Source organism: Streptomyces sp. SolWspMP-5a-2 (assembly GCF_900091845.1).
Classification (GTDB): domain Bacteria; phylum Actinomycetota; class Actinomycetes; order Streptomycetales; family Streptomycetaceae; genus Streptomyces; species Streptomyces doudnae.
Window position 1 is genome coordinate 1 of sequence record NZ_FMCI01000312.1, and the last position, 16,638, is coordinate 16,638.

The following is a 16,638-nucleotide window of genomic DNA, read 5'->3' on the forward strand; positions in this document are numbered from 1 at the left end:
CCCGACTACGAGACGGTGCTCGCCGAACTGCGCACGCTCTACGGCGACTTCCTCGGCTACCCGCCGGACCTGCTCGGCGAGGACGACGGCCTGGAGTCCGAGCTGGGCGTGGAGTCGCTCAAGCAGGTGACCCTGCTCGGCCGGGTCTCGGAACGCTACGACCTGCCCGATCTGCGGTCGGACTCCTCGCTGCTGACCTCGGGCACGCTGCGCCGGATCGCCGAGAGCGTGGTCCAGGGCCGGGCGGAGGCCACCGGGTGACCGACGAGAACCTGCGGGGCAAGGTCGCCCTCGTCACGGGCGCGGCCAAGAGCCTCGGCGCCGACATCGTGCGCCGTCTGGCGCGGGGCGGCGCCCATGTGATCGTGAACTACTTCCACTCCGCCGACCGCGCGAAGCTGCTCCAGGAGGAACTGGAACAGGCGGGCCACAGCTGCGAGTTCATCCGCGCCTCGGTCGCCAAGAGCAGCGAGATCGACCGCATGTTCGACCTCGTGGAGGAGCGGCACGGCGGTCTGGACATTCTGATCAACAACGCGGCCGGCGGTGCGTTCCTGCCGCTGTTCGACATCGACGACACCTACTGGCAGCGCGCCTGGTCGACCAACGTGATGGCGGTCTACCACAGCGCCCGCCGGGCGGCCGAGCTGATGGCGGGACGCCCCGGCGCGAGCATCCTCTGCCTCTCCAGCGTCGGCGCGCACCAGCCCGTTCCCGGCTACGGGCCCGGCGGGGTCACCAAGGCGGCCCTGGAGTCCCTGGTCCGCTACCTCGCCCTGGAACTGGTCGGCGAGGGCATCCGGGTCAACACCGTGCTGCTGGGGTCCATCGCCAGCGAGATCGTCGTGAACCTCGACGGCCCGGCGACCGTCGGCGGCCCGGACGCGGCCGACGACCTGATGAACCGCACCCTCTCCACCCCCGAGGCGGCCGCCCTGATCGTCCATCTCCTGCACGAGGACGCCGGGTTCATCACCGGCCAGACCCTCGTCGCGGACGGCGGGATCAGCATCGGCGGCATGCAGGGGCTGCGCCTGCACAGCCGCCTGGCCGACCGGGTGACCAGGCCCGCGCGGGTCCCGGTGCTGTCCTCGACGGCGTCGCGTCCGGCGCCCGCGCGGCAGTCACCACCGCCGCTCGCGTCCGTTCCGGCGCCGGTGTCGCGCGACTCCGCCCCGGCGGCGGACTCCGTGCCGCCGCCCCCGCCGTCGGCGTGCGCACCGTCGGCCGCCGCACCCGACCCGTCCGGCGCCCCGGAGCCCCCCGAGCCCCCGGAGCTCTCGGAATCCCCCGAGCCCGCCGCCGACGACCGTGACCCGGCCCCGGACGCCACCACCCGGCAGGCACCGCACCGGCCGCCGACCGGCCCCGTGGACGCGCCGGCCCCTCAGGACCGGGAGGCGCAGCAGGAGATGGAGCCCCAGGTGGACCTGGACGTGACCGTGGACCCGGACGCCGACCCCGGCGCCGTGGCCGTCGTCGGACTGGGCCTCGCCCTGCCCGGCGCCAACGACGCGGCGGAGTTCTGGGACCGGCTGCGCGAGGGCGCCCCGCTCTCCAGCGAGCCGTCCGCCTTCGACCTCGACCACTTCTGGGCGCCCACCCGCGCCGAGACCGACGCCTTCTACGTCCGCGAGGCCGGATACCTCCACGACTTCGTCCCCGACCCGGAGTCCGTCACCGAACCGGACGGCAACATCGGGCACCCCGGCTGGCCCCGGACCACCCGCTGGCTGCGGCACTGCGCCGTCCAGGCCCTCGCGGGGGTGAGCCGCCGTCCCGCCGACCGCTGGCTCACCGCCACCACCGGCATCCACGACCAGACCGGCCTCGGCCCCCAGGGCGTCGTCCTCGGCGACGAGTACCGGCGCATGGTGCGCGAGGCGATCCCCGCCGACCAGGACGGCGAGTGGCTCGCGGAACTCGCCGACCACGCGATCAGCGCCCACTACGGCGGCGACGGCGGCGACCCGCAGTCCTACCTGCCCGCCTCCGTCGTCCGCAACGCGCTGCGCGGACTGCTGCCCGACGACGCCCAGCACCTCACCCTCGACGCGGCCTGCGCCAGCGGCCTGTTCGCCCTGGACGCGGCCGTCAAGGCGCTGCGCGAGGGCTCCTGCGACCTGGCGCTGGCCGGCGGCACCTCGGTGATCGAACCGATCGGGTTCACCCTCTTCTGCCGGGCCCAGGGCATCTCGATGAGCGGCCGGGTGCGCCCCTTCGACCGCGCGGCCGACGGGACGCTGATCGGCGAGGGCGCCATCGCGCTCGTCCTGAAGCCGTACGCGCGGGCCGTCGCCGACGGCGACCGGGTGCTCGGTGTGATCCGGGGCACCGGACTCGCCGCCGACGGCCGCGGCAAGGGCATCCACGCCCCGGCCACCCGCGGCCAGGAACTGGCCATCGCCCGCGCCTGGGCCGACGCGGGCGTCGGCTCCGACGACGTCGACTGGATCGTGGCGCACGGCACCGGGACCCCGGTCGGCGACGAGATCGAACTGCGCTCGCTCCTGTCCCGGCTCGGACCGGGGGAGCGGACCTGCCTGCTCACCTCGAACAAACAGGTCTTCGGACACACCGGGGTGCTCGCCGGTCTGGTCTCGGTCGCGCACGCGCTGGTCGCCCTCGAACGCGGCGCGGTGCCCGGCCAGCCCGTGGTGACCGACCCGCACCCGCTGCTCGGCGACGGCGAGCGGCTGACCGTGCCGGTGACCGACGCGCCCTGGCCCGCCGACCGGGAGCGTCCCCGGGTCGTCGGCGTCTCGTCGTTCGGTCTCGGCGGCGCGGACGCGCATGTCGTCCTCTCCGACCACGCGCCCCGGTCCGTCCCCCCGCTGCGGCCGGGCGCCGGTGTCCGCGACGACCGGGAGGACCTGGTCGTGGTCGGCTGGAACACCCACCTGCCCGGTCTCGATGCGGACCGGGTGCCCGCCTGGCTGCGCGGCGAAGGGCCGCTGCCCGAACCGGGGTTCGGCACGCCCTACCCGCTGCCCTCGCCGCGCGACGTCCGCATCCCGCCGCTGACGATGCGTCATATGGACGCCGCGCACCTGATGGTGCTGCAGGCGCTCGGCCCGCTCCTGGAGCGGCTCGGCGACGCCGGTCGCGCCCTGCGGCCCGCCACCGCCGTGGTGATCGGCTCGACCCTGCCCACCACGCACAACACGCAGGCGGCGCTGCGGGTCCACGCGGCCGAGTGCGCCACCGTCTTCGACCTGCTGCCCGACCCCGAACAGGCCCGCGTCCTCAAGGAGTACCTCGCCAAGGGCATGGCGGAGGCCGAGGGCGTGATCCCCGGCGACCTCAACGAGGACGACTTCACCGGCGCGGTCTCCTGCATCCTCTCCGGCCGGGCCGCCAACTACTACGACTTCCAGGCCCTGGGCACCAGCGTCTACTCCCAGCGCGACTCCGCGCACACCGCCGTCGACCTGGCGCTGCGCCAACTCCGGCACCGGGCCTGCGACATCGCGCTCGTCGGCGCGGTGTGCCTGCGGCCGATCAGCGGCTGGGACCGGCACCTGGACCACCTGGTGCCGGAGGGCAGGACCATCGCGGAGGGCGCGGCGGTCCTCGCGGTCGCCCGGCGCTCGACCGCGCTGGAGCACGGGTTCCCGATCCTGGGCACCCTCGCCACCGAGGTGACCGCCGCCGACCCCGGGCGCCCGGTCGCCGCCTCGCACACCCTGCCCGTGCTGGCCGCCGCCGGACACACCTACCTCTCCCTCGACTCGCTCCTGACGGTCCTCGAAGGCGTCGTCACGCGGACGGAGACCGCGGTCGGCCCGGCCGCCACCGGCTCGCCCCTGATCCGGTTCACCCCGCCCACCGGACGCGACGGCGACGGCCCCGGCGCGGCCCACCGGGCGCAGCCGCAACCGGCCGTCCCGGCGGCCCCGTCCGAGGAGCCCGCCGCCGTCCCGGCAGCCGCGTCCGAGGAGTCCTCCACCGCCTCGCGGAACGGGCCGCCCGAAGCCGCGACCGCGCGGACCGCGGAACCGCGGACCCCCGCCGCCGTGGGCGACAGCGCCACCGGGACCGGCACCACCGGGCCGCTCCGCGGCGCGGAGTCCGCCGAGTCGTTCACCGGGCGGCGGCAGACCCTCCGGCTGCTGCCCGCGGCCCCGCCACCGGACCGCCCGTCGGAGGGCCCGGTCCCGCCGGGGACCGTCGTCCTCACCGACGCACCCGACCTCGCCGCCCTCGTCACCGGCCCGGACACCGCCGTCTGGTCGCCGCGCCCCGGCGTCGCGGGCGCCGTCCACGTGGCGCCCGAGGACGCGCCGGCCGAGCTGGTCCGGCTGCCGTTCGTGCCCCGGCACGTGCGCGTGCTCTCCCGGCTGCCCGCCGACGACGACGGCTGCGACGAGGCCGCCGCCGCCCGCGCCGAGGACCTCCAGGACCTCACCTTCACCACGCTCCAGGCCGCGCTGCCCGCCCTGCGCAACGGCGGCTCGCTCGCCGCGCTCCTGCTCGGACCGCTCCCCGGCGACCTGCCGCCCCCGCTCAGCGGCCTGTTCACCGGACTGGTCAGGTCCGTGCGGGCCGAGGTGCCGCAGTGCGGCGGCGTCACCCTGCTCAGCGACGCGCCGGACCCGGCGGGCGCCCTGCGGCTGCTCGCCCGCGCGACGGCCGCCCAGGAGCCCACCCACACCCTCGTCCACCGGGGCGGCGCGTGGCTCGCCCCCGCCGTCGTCGACGACCCGGAACCCGGGGTCGGGCGCGCCGGGCTGCCGGCTGGCGCGGTCGTCGTCGCCTTCGGCGGCGCCCGGGGGATCACCCCCGAGCTGCTGCACGAGGTCGCGGTGCGCACCGACCGCCCCCACGTGTACCTCGTCGGCCGCACCCCGTTGCCGGAGAGCGACGAACCACTGCCCCCGCAGGCCGAGTTCATGGCCGCCGAACGCCGGCGCCGTCCCGGCGCCCCGGTGCGCGAGCTGCGCGTCGCCTACGAGAGGGCGCAGGCACGCCTGGAGGTGCGGCGCACCGTCGAACGGCTCGCTCGGCTGTGCGGCCGGGACCGCGTCCACCACCGGGTGGGCGACGTCCTGGACGCCGCGCGCACCACCGCCGTCCTCGACGAGATCCTCGACCGGCACGGACGCATCGACCTGCTCGTCAACACCGTCCTCGACCTGCGCTCCCGCGCCCTGCACGCCAAGACCCTCACCGACTTCCGCGCCGTGCGCGCCACCAAGGCCACCGGCTACCGCAACCTCAAACGGGCCCTCGCCGGACGCGCCCCCCGCGTCTTCTGCACCTTCAGCACCCTCGCCACGCTCGCCCCCGCGCCCGGCGACATCGACTACTGCGCCGTCAACGAGTACCTCGCCTTCGCGAGCGCACGGGCCGAGCGGCACGGACCCGCGGGCCACCACGAGGTCGCCGTCCTGTGGAGCGGCTGGCGCGAGGTCGGTGTCGCCAGCAGCGTCACCATGCGGGAGACCCTCCGACGCAACAAGATGGACGCCTACATCAGCACCGCCCAGGGACGCGCGCAGTTCCTGTCCGCGGTGACCGCGCCCCCGGCGAGCGGCGTGTCGTTCTTCATCCGGGACGAGGAACGCGTCCTGCTGGAGCGGCGCGGCATCAGCACCCGCGCCGATCGCCCCGCGCCGCGCCCCGAGGCGCCCGACGCCCCCGCACCCGCCCCGCCCGACCCGGCGCTGACCAGCCCGCTCCTGGACGGCGTGCTCCACCGCGGCGACGACTGGGCGGTGTTCACCAAGAGCTGGGACCCGCGCACCCTCGCCGAGCGCGACGGCCGCTGGATGCGCCACCACCAGGTCAACGGCGAGTACACGCTGGCGGGCACCTTCACCCTGGAGGCCGCCGCCGCGGCGGCCGCCACCCTCTGCCCCGGACTGCGCGTCACCGGGTTCCGCGGACTCGTCTGCCGGTCGTCGATCACCGTCAGACTCGCCGGACCGCCGCGCACCGTCGCGGTGGAGGCCCGGGTGGTGCGCCGGGAGCCGGGCCGCGCCGAGGTCGCCGTGCGGATCACCGCCCACCGCGTCGGCAGGAACGGCAAGGTGCTGCGCTTCAACGACCAGCTCTGCGAGACACGGGTGCTGCTCGCCGACCGTTACCCGGTGCTCGCCGGACCCCCCGACTTCACCGGCCACGAACCCGAACCCGACTTCGCCATGCCGGTCTACTCGCCCGACCCGCCGATCTCCCTCACCGGGCCCTTCGCGGGGACCGGGGACTACGCCCGCGGCCCCGAAGGCAACAGCGCCAGGTTCCGCCTCGACCACGCCGCCTGGGCGCCTGTTCTGGCCGGGACGACCGTCCCCGCGCTCCTCCTCGACGCGATGGTGCACCTGTTGCTGCTGCCGCCGCGCGGTGACCTCCCGCCCCTGGTCGGCCCGATGGCCGGGCTCGACGAGGTCGACCTGGGCGGACCGGGCGACGACTGCGGGCTCAGCGCGCTGCACCCCGTCATCCGGCTGCACGGCGACTTCGCCACCGGGGAACTGACCGCGCTGACCGGAGACGGCCAGGTCCTGGCGCGGATAGCGGGGGTCACCGCGCACGCCCTTGACCACAGCGGAGAACTCGTCCGGCCGCGCGGCGACGCGCCACGACCGGTCCGTACGTGACAGCCGAGGAGACAGCAGTGTTGTGGCACGACATCACCATCGCCGGGACCGGCGCGTGGATACCGCCGATCCGCCAGAAGCACGAACCGTGGGACAAGCCCGTGGACACCCACGGACCCTCGCTGGCCGCCCTCAACGGATTCACCTCCCTCGCCGTCTCCGCGGACAGCTCCGCCGCCCAGATGGCGGCCCGCGCCGGTCTGAAGGCGCTGCGCCACGCGGGCGTCACCGGCGCCGACCTCAGCCTCGTGGCCCACGCCCACTTCCAGGACGAGGACCACTTCACGCCCGGCACCTATCTGCTGCGGGTGCTCGGCGGGCCCGCCACCACCGCCGTCGAGGTGGGCGCCGCGAGCGACGGCGGGGGAGCGGCCCTGGTCACCGCCGCCGAACACCTCACCGCCCGGCCGTCGGCGAAGGCCGCCCTGGTCACCGCCGGGGTCCGCTTCCGGCCCGAGCGGTGGAAGAACGTCGAGGCGATGGGCCACCTCGCGGGCGACGCGGGAGCCGCCGCCGTCCTCACCAGGGGAACCGGCTTCGCCCGGCTCCTGGCGACCGCGCAGGCCACCCAGCCGCAGCTCGAAGTGCTGACCAGGGCCCGCAGCGAGCCCGACGGCACCGGCCGGCCGCTCCTGGTCCAGGTCACCGGGTTCATGCCGTACATCGAGGAGCTGACCAGGACCACCCGGCGCTGCGTCGAGACCGTCCTCGACGAGACCGGAGTACGCCCCGGCGACATCGCCCGCGTGGTGCCCATCGCGATCGGCGCCGAAGTGCTCGACCTGCTCCTCGGCGCCGCGCCGCTGCGCCTGCGCGCCCCCGCCACCACCTGGACCTCCGGCAGGCACCTCGGCCACGCCGGGCCGTGCGACGTCCTCGTCGGCCTGGACCGCGAGTTCCGCTCCGGCACGCTCCGCGCGGGGGACCGCGTCCTGGTCGTCAGTTTCGGGGTCGGCTTCCGCTGGACCACCGCGCTGCTGGAGATCACCCGCGATCCGGCCGCCGACGGACCGGCCGGCCCCCCGACGCAGAAGTGAGGTTCCCCATGACAGACACGACCACGCCCGCCGCGGACTCGGTCCCGCTCGCCCCGCGCGGATGGCCGCTGCTGGGCCACGCGCTGCCGCTGCTGCGCGACCCGCTGGCGTTCATCATGTCGCTGTCCGGGTACCGCGAGATGGTCCGCGTCCGGCTCGGCCCCAGCTCCGCCGTGATGATCTGCGACCCCGACCTGACCCGGCAGGTCTTCCTCAACGACCGCACCTTCGACAAGGGCGGCCCGATCTACGACCGCATCCGCGAGGTGATCGGCGACGGCCTCTCCACCTGCGCCTACCCCTTGCACCGGCGTCAGCGGCGGCTGTGCCAGCCGTCGTTCCACCCGGCCAGGCTCGCCGGGTACGGCGCGGTCTTCGCGCGGGCCGCCGAGGCCAAGTCGGCCTCCTGGCGCGACGGCGACGTCATCGACGTCACCCAGGAGATGATGACGCTGACCACCCGGGCGACCATGGAGACGATGTTCAGCGGCGCCCTGCCCGCCGAGACCATGCGCCGCTCGCTCGCCGACACCGCGGTCATCGTCAGCGCCTTCTTCCGCCGGATGATGACCCCGGCCCTGCTGCGCAAGCTGCCCACCCCGCAGAAACGGCGCTACGACCGGGCCCGCGAACGGCTCGCCGCCACCATCGCGGAGATCATCGCCGAACGGCGGGCCGACCCGACCGACCACGCCGACCTGCTCTCCACGCTGGTCGCGGCCGTCGACGAGGAGAGCGAGCACGGCAGGCAGCAGCTCACCGACGCCGAACTCGCCGACGAGGCCCTCACGTTCTTCCTCGGCGGCATGGAGACCACCGCCATCACCCTGGCCTGGGCGCTGCACCTGCTGGCCACGGACCCGGACGTCCAGCACCGGCTGAAGGCCGAGACCGACCGGGTCCTGGCGGGCGGGAAGCTGGACCCCGGGCACCTGCCGTCGCTCGGCCTCGCCTCCCGCGTCGTCACCGAGACGCTGAGGCTGTACCCGCCCGCCTGGATGATGACCCGGGTCGTGCGGGAGGACGCCGAACTCGGCGGGGTCCGCTTCAAGGGCGGCAGCACCCTCGTGCTCAGCCCCTACCTGCTGCACCGGCGGCCCGACCTCTACCCCGAACCCGACCGCTTCGACCCGGACCGCTGGCTCGGCGCCCAGCCCGACCGCGCCACCTACATCCCGTTCGGCGCGGGCGCCCGCAAGTGCATCGGCGACCAGTTCGCGCTCACCGAGGCCATCCTCGCGCTGACCGCCATCGTCGACCGCTGGGACCTGTCCCCGGTCGGCGACCAGCCCTTCAAGCCCAAGGTCGAGACGAGCCTCAGCTCACGGGGCCTGCGGCTGCGCCTCACCGAGCGGCGGCGCGGCGACGCGGACGCGCCGCTGTCCGCGGCCGTCCGGCCCGCCGCCCGACCGGGCGCGGCGGCCTGCCCGGTGCAGCACGGGGAGTGACCTCATGAAGCCTCACATCAAACCCCTGGTGAAGCAGCTCCTCGGCGCCCGGGAGGTCAGCCTGCACCGCGCGGAGCCCGCCGACGTCCTGCACGCCCCCACGCGCCCCTACCCGAACGGGTGGTTCTGCGTGGCCTTCAGCGACGAGCTGCGGACCGGCTCCCTCACCACCCGGCGGCTCGCGGGCGCCGAGGTCGTCCTCTACCGGACGGCCAAGGGCGTGCTGCGCGCCGTCCGGCCGCAGTGCCCGCACCTCGGGGCCCACCTCGGCGTCGGCGGCTCGGTCGAGGGCGAGGACCTCGTCTGCCCCTTCCACCGGTTCGCGTTCGACCCGTCCGGCACCTGCGTGCGCACCGGCTACGACCAGCCGCCGCCGAAGGCGTCCCTCACCCAGTACCCGGTCTGCGAGGCCAACGGGTCGGTCTACGTGTGGTGGCACGCCCTCGGAGCGCCCCCGCAGTGGGAGGTGCCGCTCTTCCCGATGGACGAGCGGCAGCCGTTCAGCCACGGCACGTACGACATCGCGGGCCACCCCCAGGACGTCATGGAGAACGCCTTCGACTGGGGACACCTGCCGGCCCTGCACGGGCTGAAGGAGGTCGACATCGAGGGCCAGCCGGTCACCGGGGAGCCGGTCAGCACGGTCACCGCGACCGCCCGCAACACGATGATGCGCGGCTTCCACCAGTCGTACACGCTCACCGTGATCGGCCTGGCGACCATCGCCGCGCGCACCGTGCTGCCCGCGGGCGCCGGGAACCTCTACGTGATGCTGCACGCCACCCCGACCGGCCCCGGCCGGATGCAGGTCCGCTTCGGCACGAAGCTGGAGCTGCGCGGGGTGCCCGGCGTGCCCGACTGGCTGGGGCGTCCGGCGGCGATGCCGCTGGCCCGGCTGCTCAGCGAGGTCCTGCAACGGGTCGGCAGCGTCGACACCGGCGCCGACCTGCTGATGTGGCACCACCAGGAGCACGTCGAGCGGCCCCGGCTCGCCAAGGGCGACGGCCCGATCGGCCGCTACCGGCAGTGGGCGCAGCAGTTCTACACCCAGCCGCCGGGCGACCTGCTCCCGCCGCCCCCCGAGCGCTCCGACGCGAGCCGTTCCCAGGACTGAGCGCCGGGACCTGACCGGCACCGAGAGAGGACGTGATGGCAGCGGAGAACGCAACGCCCGCCACCGGGCGGCGACTTGCCGTGCTCGGCGCGGGGGTGATGGGCACGGGCATCGCCGCGCTGGCGATCGGGCACGGGATGGCGGTGTCGCTGGCCGACCTGGACCGGCGGCGCCTGGACGAGGCACCGGCGCGGATCGACCACCAGGTGCGCACCGCGCGGCTGATGGGCGCGCTGCCCGGCGGACGGGAGCCGGGCGCGCTCGTCACCGGTCTGTCGCTCGCCGACCTGATGGCGGACGGCACCCGGTTCACGGCGGTCGTCGAGGCGGTCACCGAGGACCCCGACACCAAGGCGAAGGTCCTCGCGGACGTGTCCGCGCTGGTCGCGCCGGGCACCCCGATCATCTCGAACACCTCGGCGATCCCGATCGGCGAGCTGGCCCGTGCCACCGCCCGTCCGGCGGAGCTGGTCGGCACCCACTTCATGAACCCGCCCTGCCTCATCGGCACGGTCGAGGTGGTCCGGGGCGCCCGCACGGGGGAGCCGACCCTCGACGCGCTCCGGGCGCTCCTGGCCGAGCTGGGGCGGGAGGCGGTCGTGGTCGACGACGCGCCGGGCTTCGTCACCAGCCGGATCCTGCACCCGATGATCAACGACGCGGCGCGGGTGGTCGCCGAGGGCACCGCGAGCGCGGAGTCCGTCGACCGGCTGATGCAGGGCTGCCTCGGGCACCCGACGGGCCCCCTGCGCACCGCGGACCTGATCGGCATCGACAACCTCGTCGACTCGCTGCGGGTGCTGCACGACCGGACCGGCGACGAGGGGAGCCGTCCCTGCGCGCTGCTGCTGGAGATGGTGGCGGCGGGGCACCTCGGCCGCAAGAGCGGACGCGGCTTCTACACGTACGAGTACGAGGGAGATCAAGCATGACCATGTCATCCGATCGCGCGGTTCCCGGACCCCTGGGCGACGAACCGGACGTCGAGACCGGACTGCTGCGGTTCCTCGAACTGCGCACCGGGAGGGCCTGGTCGGCCGACACGGACGTGTTCGGCAGCGGCGGACTCTCCTCCCTGTTCGCCATGGAACTCGTCGTCCACCTGGAGCGGACCTACGGCGTCTCGGTGCGCGGCGCCGACCTCCAGATGGAGAACTTCCGCACCGTGCGCCGGATGACGGACCTCGTCGCCCGGCTCCGCCGCACCCCCGCGGACGGCACCGGTGGGTGACGCCGTCGCCGCCGCGGCCGCGGAACTCACCGACCTGGTCGGCGACCGCGCGGACGGCTGGGACCGGGCCGGGCGGCTGCCCGAGGACGTCGTGCGCGAACTCGCCGCCACCGGCCGCCTCGCCGCCCAGATCCCGGCCCGCCACGGCGGCCTCGGCTGGAGCAGCGCGGACGGCGGCGAGTTCACCGCCCACACCGGCAGCCTCTGCGGCTCGCTGCGCAGCGTCATGACCTCCCAGGGCATGGCCGCGTGGACCGTGGAGCGGCTCGGCGACCCGGAGCAGGCGGCCCGGCTGCTGCCCCGGCTCGCCTCCGGCGGCACCGCGGCCGTCGCCTTCAGCGAACCGGGGGCGGGCAGCGACCTGTCCGCCGTCGCCACCACCGCGGTCCTCGACGGCGACACCGTCGTCCTCGACGGCCGCAAGACCTGGGTGACCGCCGCCGGCCTCGCCGACCTGCTCCTGGTGGTCGCGCGGATGGACGAGGGCGCCGCCGTCGCCGTCGTCCCCCGGGACACCCCGGGGCTCCGGATACGCAGGGTGCAGGACCCGACCGGGTTCCGCGCCGCCGGCCACGCCGACCTGCGCCTCGACGGCGTGCGGCTGCCCGCCGACTGCCTCCTCGGCGGCGGACGCCAGCCGCTGTCCCTGCTGGTGACCACCGCCCTCGCCTTCGGACGGCTCTCCGTCGCCTGGGGGTGCGTCGGCATCCTGCGCGCCTGCGTCACCGCCGCCGCCCGGCACGCCGCGGCCCGGCACCAGTTCGGCAAGCCGCTCGGCAGCCACCAGCTCGTCGCCCGGCACCTGGCCGACCTGTGGACCGGCGAGCAGATCGCCACCCGGGCCTGTGAGCACGCCAGCCGCTCCTGGGACCGCAACGCGCCCGACCTCGGCACCGCCGTCGTCCTGGCGAAGCACATCGGCGCCGAGCAGGCGGCCCGGGGCGCGGCCGCCGCGGCGCAGGTCCTCGCCTCGGCGGGCGCCACCGACGGCCATGTCGTCGCCCGCGCCCACCGCGACGCCGCACTCACCCGGATCATCGAGGGGACCGACGAGGTGTGCCAGCTCCTGCTCGCCGACCATGTGCTGAGGAGCCGCGGGTGAACCCGGGACCGGCGGCGCCCCCGCCCGTGAAGTGCCTGGTCTGGGACCTCGACAACACCCTCTGGGACGGCACCCTGCTGGAGGGCGACGACGTCGTCCCGCACGACGGGATCCGCGACGTCGTCACCGCCCTGGACGCCCGCGGCATCCTCCAGTCGGTGTGCAGCCGCAACGACCACGCCCCCGCCTGGGCCCGCCTGGAGGAACTCGGCCTCGCCGACTACTTCGTCGTCCCGCAGATCGGCTGGGGGCGCAAGTCGGAGGCGGTGCGCCGGATCGCCGAGGAGCTGAACTTCGCCACCGCCGCCGTCGCGTTCATCGACGACCAGCCCGCCGAACGGGCCGAGGTCGCCCACGGCCTCCCGGACGTCCGCTGCTACCCGGCCGAGGCCGCCGTCACCCTGCCCGACCTGCCCGAGTTCACCCCGAGGACGGTGACCGCCGACGCGGGCCGGCGCCGCTCGATGTACCGGGCCGGAGTGCGCCGCGCCGACGAGCAGACCCGCTTCACCGGCTCCCACGAGGACTTCCTGCGCTCCCTCGACATGGTCCTCGACGTCACCCGGGCCACCCCGGAGGACCTCGCCCGGGTCGAGGAACTCACCCTGCGCACCAGCCAGATGAACGCGACCGGCGTCCACTACCCGGACCACGCCCTGCGGGCCCTGCTCGCCGACCCCGGCCACGAGGTCCTGGTGGCGACCCTCGCCGACCGCTTCGGACCGCACGGCGCGGTGGGCGTGGTCCTGCTGGCCAGACACGCCGGGGCCTGGCACCTCAAGCTGCTCGCCACCTCGTGCCGGGTGGTCGCCTTCGGCGTCGGGGCGATCCTCCTGGACTGGCTCGCCGACCGGGCGGCGCTGGCGGGCGCGCACCTCCTGGCGGACTTCCGGCCCACCGACCGCAACCGCATGATGGAGATCGCCTACCGCTTCGCCGGATTCGACGACGCGCCCTGCGCCTGCCGGGACCTGGTCGGCGCGGGCGCCGGACCCGGGGACGTCCAACTGCTGCACCTGGCCGCCGAGCGGCGTCAGCCGCCCGGCACGCTGCGCCTGACCGCCCCCGACCTCACCTCCGCCGCACCAGGGTGAGGCCGTCGGCCACCGGCAGCATGGAGACGTCGACCCGCTCGTCGTCCCGGACGAGGGCGTTCAGCGCACGCACGCCCTCGGTGTCCGGGTCGGTGGCGAGCGGGTCCACGACCCGGCCGAAGAACAGCGTGTTGTCCACCACGAGCACCCCGCCGGGCCGCAGCAGCTTCAGCGCCAGTTCGTAATAGCGGGGATAACCGATTTTGTCGGCGTCGAGGAACACCAGCCCGAATCGGTCCGCGAATCCGTCGGCGAGCAATTTCTCCAAGGTGTCGGAGGCATCGCCGATCCGTACGTCGATCCGGTCGGCGACGCCGGCCCGCCGCCAGTGTTCGGCGCCGATCTCCGGCCATCTGCTGGTGATGTCACAGGTGATCAGACGCCCCGACGCGGGCAGCGCGCGGGCCATGCAGAGCGTGCTGTAGCCGGTGAACGTGCCGATCTCCAGCACGTCCGTGACCCCGGTCGCGGCGACCAGGAAGGCGAGGAACTGCCCCTCTTCGGGGCTCACTTGAAGGGCCTCGCCGCCGGGAAGCCCGGCGGTCAGCGACCGGAGTCCGCGGAGGATCTCGTCCTCCCGGAGCGAGAACTCCCGCACGTATTCCAGAAGTTCGGGACCGGCCGCAATCTGGTTCGCCATGCCGTTCAGGCTAGGAGAGCGGAACTCGGAAGACAACAGCGCGTGGAGGCGTTCGACTTCGGCGCCGTCGATGCGCGCGGGCGCCGGAACGGAGGCCGTCGGAACGCACGCCCTCGAAACGCGTGCCACCGAAACGCACGTCATCGAACCGCGTGCCACCGAAACGCACGTCATCGAATCACGTGCGTCGAAACGGAAGTCACCGGAACGGAAAGCGCAGGGACGGAGGGTACCGGAACGGAGGCCGCCGCGACGGCAAGAGCGTCTTCTCGGGCACCGGCCCACCATTTGTGGTCATCGCGTGAAGGAATGGTGGTGGAGGTGGTCACATCTCGTGATCCTGAACAGGCGCCACCCCGTGCGCCGGTCACCTCCGGCGCCGCGTCCGCACCCCAGAGGAGTCCCCGTGAGGAAGTCGTTACGCCGGTCCGCCGCCACCGCGGCGGTCGCCGCCGTGCTCCCGCTCCTGGCCCTGACCACCACCCCCGCGCAGGCCGCCGCCACCGCCGACCACGCCGGGATGACCTGGACGGTGACCGGCAAGGGAACCGACGGCACCGTCCACGTCAGCTCCGACGCCTCGACCAACGCCTACAACGGGGACACCCCCGCGACGGCGACCCTGTCGGTCCTCTGTCTGAGAGTCACCGGCGTCCCCGCCCCCGCCGGCGTCAACCCCGGCTTCTACGACGGATGGGGTGCGGGCACGGTCGCGGCGACCCCGCCCGTCCAGGGCACCACCCTCACCAGCCGCGCCGTCGCCGACGACCTCTGCGTCCAGTACTACGGGACCGGCTGGCGGATGGCCGAGCACCACGACGGCCGCTACGGGCCCAACCTGGAGTACTCCGGCGGCTGGTCCTTCTGGGCCTACGGCTACGTGCCGGAGGGTGTCCGCTTCTGGACCGCGATCGACGGGCAGCCCGCCAACCCCTGGAGCTGACCCGCGCCCTACGATGGAGTGGACCGCAGGGTCCACTCCGTCGGAAGGACACCCCGTGCGCGGCGAGCTGACCGCCAAGGGCAGGGCCACCAGGCGCCGGATCGTCGAGGGCGCCGCCGAGGTGCTGCGGGAGCGGGGCGTGGTCGCGACCACGCTGGACGACGTCCTGGCGCGCACCCGCACCAGCAAGAGCCAGCTCTTCCACTACTTCCCGTCCGGCAAGGACGAACTCCTGGTCGCCGTCGCCCGGTTCGAGGCCGGGCAGGTGCTCGCCGACCAGGAGCCGCACCTCGGCCGCCTCGACTCCTGGGAGGCGTGGGCGAGATGGCGGGACGCGGTGGTGGAGCGGTACGAGGAGCAGGGCGACCAGTGCCCCCTCGGGTCGCTCCTGCACCGGATCGGCCGGACCACGCCCGGCACCCGCGCGATCGTCACCGGGCTGCTGCGCACCTGGCAGGAGAGCCTCGCCGCCGGGATCAGGGCCCTCCAGGCGGCGGACCTGCTGCCCGGTGACGTCGACGTGGAGACCCGGGCGGCGGCGCTGCTGGCCGCCATCCAGGGCGGGGTGTCGATCCTGCTCTCCACCGGGGAGTCCGGGCATCTGCGCGCGGCGCTCGACCAGTCGATCGCGGACCTCCGCAGGGACGGCGACCCGGCGCGGCCCCGGGCCACGGCGGGCTGACCCGGCCCGCCCGGGGCGGGGTCCTGGAGGCTTCCGGGCCCTGAGCGCGACCGCACCCGCGGGCGGCCGTCTGGCCGGACCCGGCGGCGACGTCCCACGTGGGTCCCGCCCGGCGCCACGTCCCGCGCCGGTTCTCAGGCCGCGACGACCGCGGCCGTCGTGCGCCCGCCGTCCACGTCGAGCACGATGCCGTGCACGAACGACGCCTCGTCCGACGCCAGGTAGACGGCCGCGTGGGCGATCTCCGCGGGCGTGCCCATCCGGCCCGCCGGGGTGCCGCGCATCATGGCGGCGGCGGGGTGGCCGGAGCCGTCCGCGAGCGGCAGCACCACGCCCGGCGAGATCGCGTTGACCCGGACCCCGCGCGGCCCGAACTCCGCTGCCCAGGCCCGGGTGAGCGTCTCCACGGCGCCCTTCGTCGAGCTGTAGAGCGCCCCCATCGGCACGCCCAGACGCGCGATCCACGAGCCCAGGTTGACGACGGCGCCACCGCCCGCCTCCGCCATCGCGGGGGCGACGGCCGCGGTGAGGAAGAACGGCGCCTTGACGTTGACGGCGTAGACCCGGTCGAAGGTCTCCTCGTCGGTCCGGTCGGTGGTGTCGCCGGGGTAGACACCCGCGTTGTTGACCAGGACGTCGATCCGCCCGCCAGCGCCCGGGTCGCCCGGTCGGCGAGGTCGCGCGCGGCGGCCGCCCCGCCGTCGAGGTCGGCCCGCACGAACACCGCCCGGCCGCCCCGGGCCCG

At 74.9% G+C, this 16,638-nt stretch carries 12 protein-coding genes and 1 pseudogene; 11 read left to right on the forward strand and 2 right to left on the reverse strand.

Features of this window, described 5'->3' with window-relative positions; translation table 11 throughout:
* From GA0115242_RS30445 to GA0115242_RS30485, 9 genes are all read left to right on the forward strand, one after another.
* On the forward strand, positions 1–261 hold a 261-nt coding region (locus GA0115242_RS30445), incomplete at its 5' end, for an acyl carrier protein (RefSeq protein WP_218088650.1).
* Positions 258–6,602: an SDR family oxidoreductase gene (locus tag GA0115242_RS30450; protein WP_093834159.1), complete on the forward strand. Its 6,345-nt coding sequence runs from the start codon at positions 258–260 to the stop codon at positions 6,600–6,602. The genes GA0115242_RS30445 and GA0115242_RS30450, both read left to right, overlap by 4 nt.
* 17 nt (positions 6,603–6,619) lie before the next feature.
* Positions 6,620–7,639 carry a 3-oxoacyl-[acyl-carrier-protein] synthase III C-terminal domain-containing protein gene (locus GA0115242_RS30455; RefSeq protein WP_093834161.1) on the forward strand — a complete coding sequence of 340 codons (1,020 nt, stop codon included), beginning with the start codon at positions 6,620–6,622 and terminating at the stop codon, positions 7,637–7,639.
* Between the two features lie 8 nt (positions 7,640–7,647).
* Positions 7,648–9,087: a cytochrome P450 gene (locus GA0115242_RS30460; protein ID WP_093834163.1), complete on the forward strand. Its 1,440-nt coding sequence runs from the start codon at positions 7,648–7,650 to the stop codon at positions 9,085–9,087.
* A gap of 4 nt (positions 9,088–9,091) precedes the next feature.
* Entirely contained in the window at positions 9,092–10,201 is a 1,110-nt protein-coding gene (locus GA0115242_RS30465; protein WP_093834165.1) for an aromatic ring-hydroxylating oxygenase subunit alpha, read from the forward strand.
* Between the two features lie 35 nt (positions 10,202–10,236).
* On the forward strand, positions 10,237–11,133 hold the full coding sequence (locus tag GA0115242_RS30470) for a 3-hydroxyacyl-CoA dehydrogenase family protein (RefSeq protein ID WP_093834167.1): 897 nt from the start codon (positions 10,237–10,239) through the stop codon (positions 11,131–11,133).
* Entirely contained in the window at positions 11,130–11,432 is a 303-nt protein-coding gene (locus GA0115242_RS30475; RefSeq protein WP_093834169.1) for an acyl carrier protein, read from the forward strand. The genes GA0115242_RS30470 and GA0115242_RS30475 overlap by 4 nt, the downstream gene beginning before the upstream one ends.
* Entirely contained in the window at positions 11,425–12,534 is a 1,110-nt protein-coding gene (locus GA0115242_RS30480) for an acyl-CoA dehydrogenase family protein (protein ID WP_093834171.1), read from the forward strand. Before GA0115242_RS30475 ends, GA0115242_RS30480 begins: the two co-directional genes overlap by 8 nt.
* Entirely contained in the window at positions 12,531–13,628 is a 1,098-nt protein-coding gene (locus GA0115242_RS30485; RefSeq protein ID WP_093834173.1) for an HAD-IIIC family phosphatase, read from the forward strand. The genes GA0115242_RS30480 and GA0115242_RS30485 overlap by 4 nt, the downstream gene beginning before the upstream one ends.
* On the opposite strand, the gene GA0115242_RS30490 is transcribed toward GA0115242_RS30485, so the two are convergent.
* A complete protein-coding gene (locus GA0115242_RS30490; protein WP_093834175.1) occupies positions 13,606–14,268 on the reverse strand; it encodes an O-methyltransferase in 663 nt (220 codons plus the stop codon). The two genes, GA0115242_RS30485 and GA0115242_RS30490, sit on opposite strands and share 23 nt — an antisense overlap.
* A 406-nt stretch (positions 14,269–14,674) precedes the next feature.
* Between GA0115242_RS30490 and GA0115242_RS40990 the strand changes: the two genes are divergently transcribed.
* Together GA0115242_RS40990 and GA0115242_RS30500 are read left to right on the forward strand one after the other, a co-directional pair.
* Complete coding sequence (locus GA0115242_RS40990) at positions 14,675–15,211, forward strand: hypothetical protein (RefSeq protein ID WP_093834177.1); 537 nt, start codon at positions 14,675–14,677, stop codon at positions 15,209–15,211.
* A gap of 55 nt (positions 15,212–15,266) precedes the next feature.
* The gene (locus tag GA0115242_RS30500) at positions 15,267–15,893 is read left to right on the forward strand and encodes a TetR/AcrR family transcriptional regulator (protein ID WP_093834179.1); all 627 of its coding nucleotides are present in this window, start codon (positions 15,267–15,269) and stop codon (positions 15,891–15,893) included.
* A 134-nt stretch (positions 15,894–16,027) separates the two neighbouring features.
* Here GA0115242_RS30500 and GA0115242_RS30505 read toward each other — a convergent pair.
* Positions 16,028–16,638 (reverse strand): annotated as a pseudogene (locus GA0115242_RS30505) (SDR family NAD(P)-dependent oxidoreductase); the annotation flags it as partial.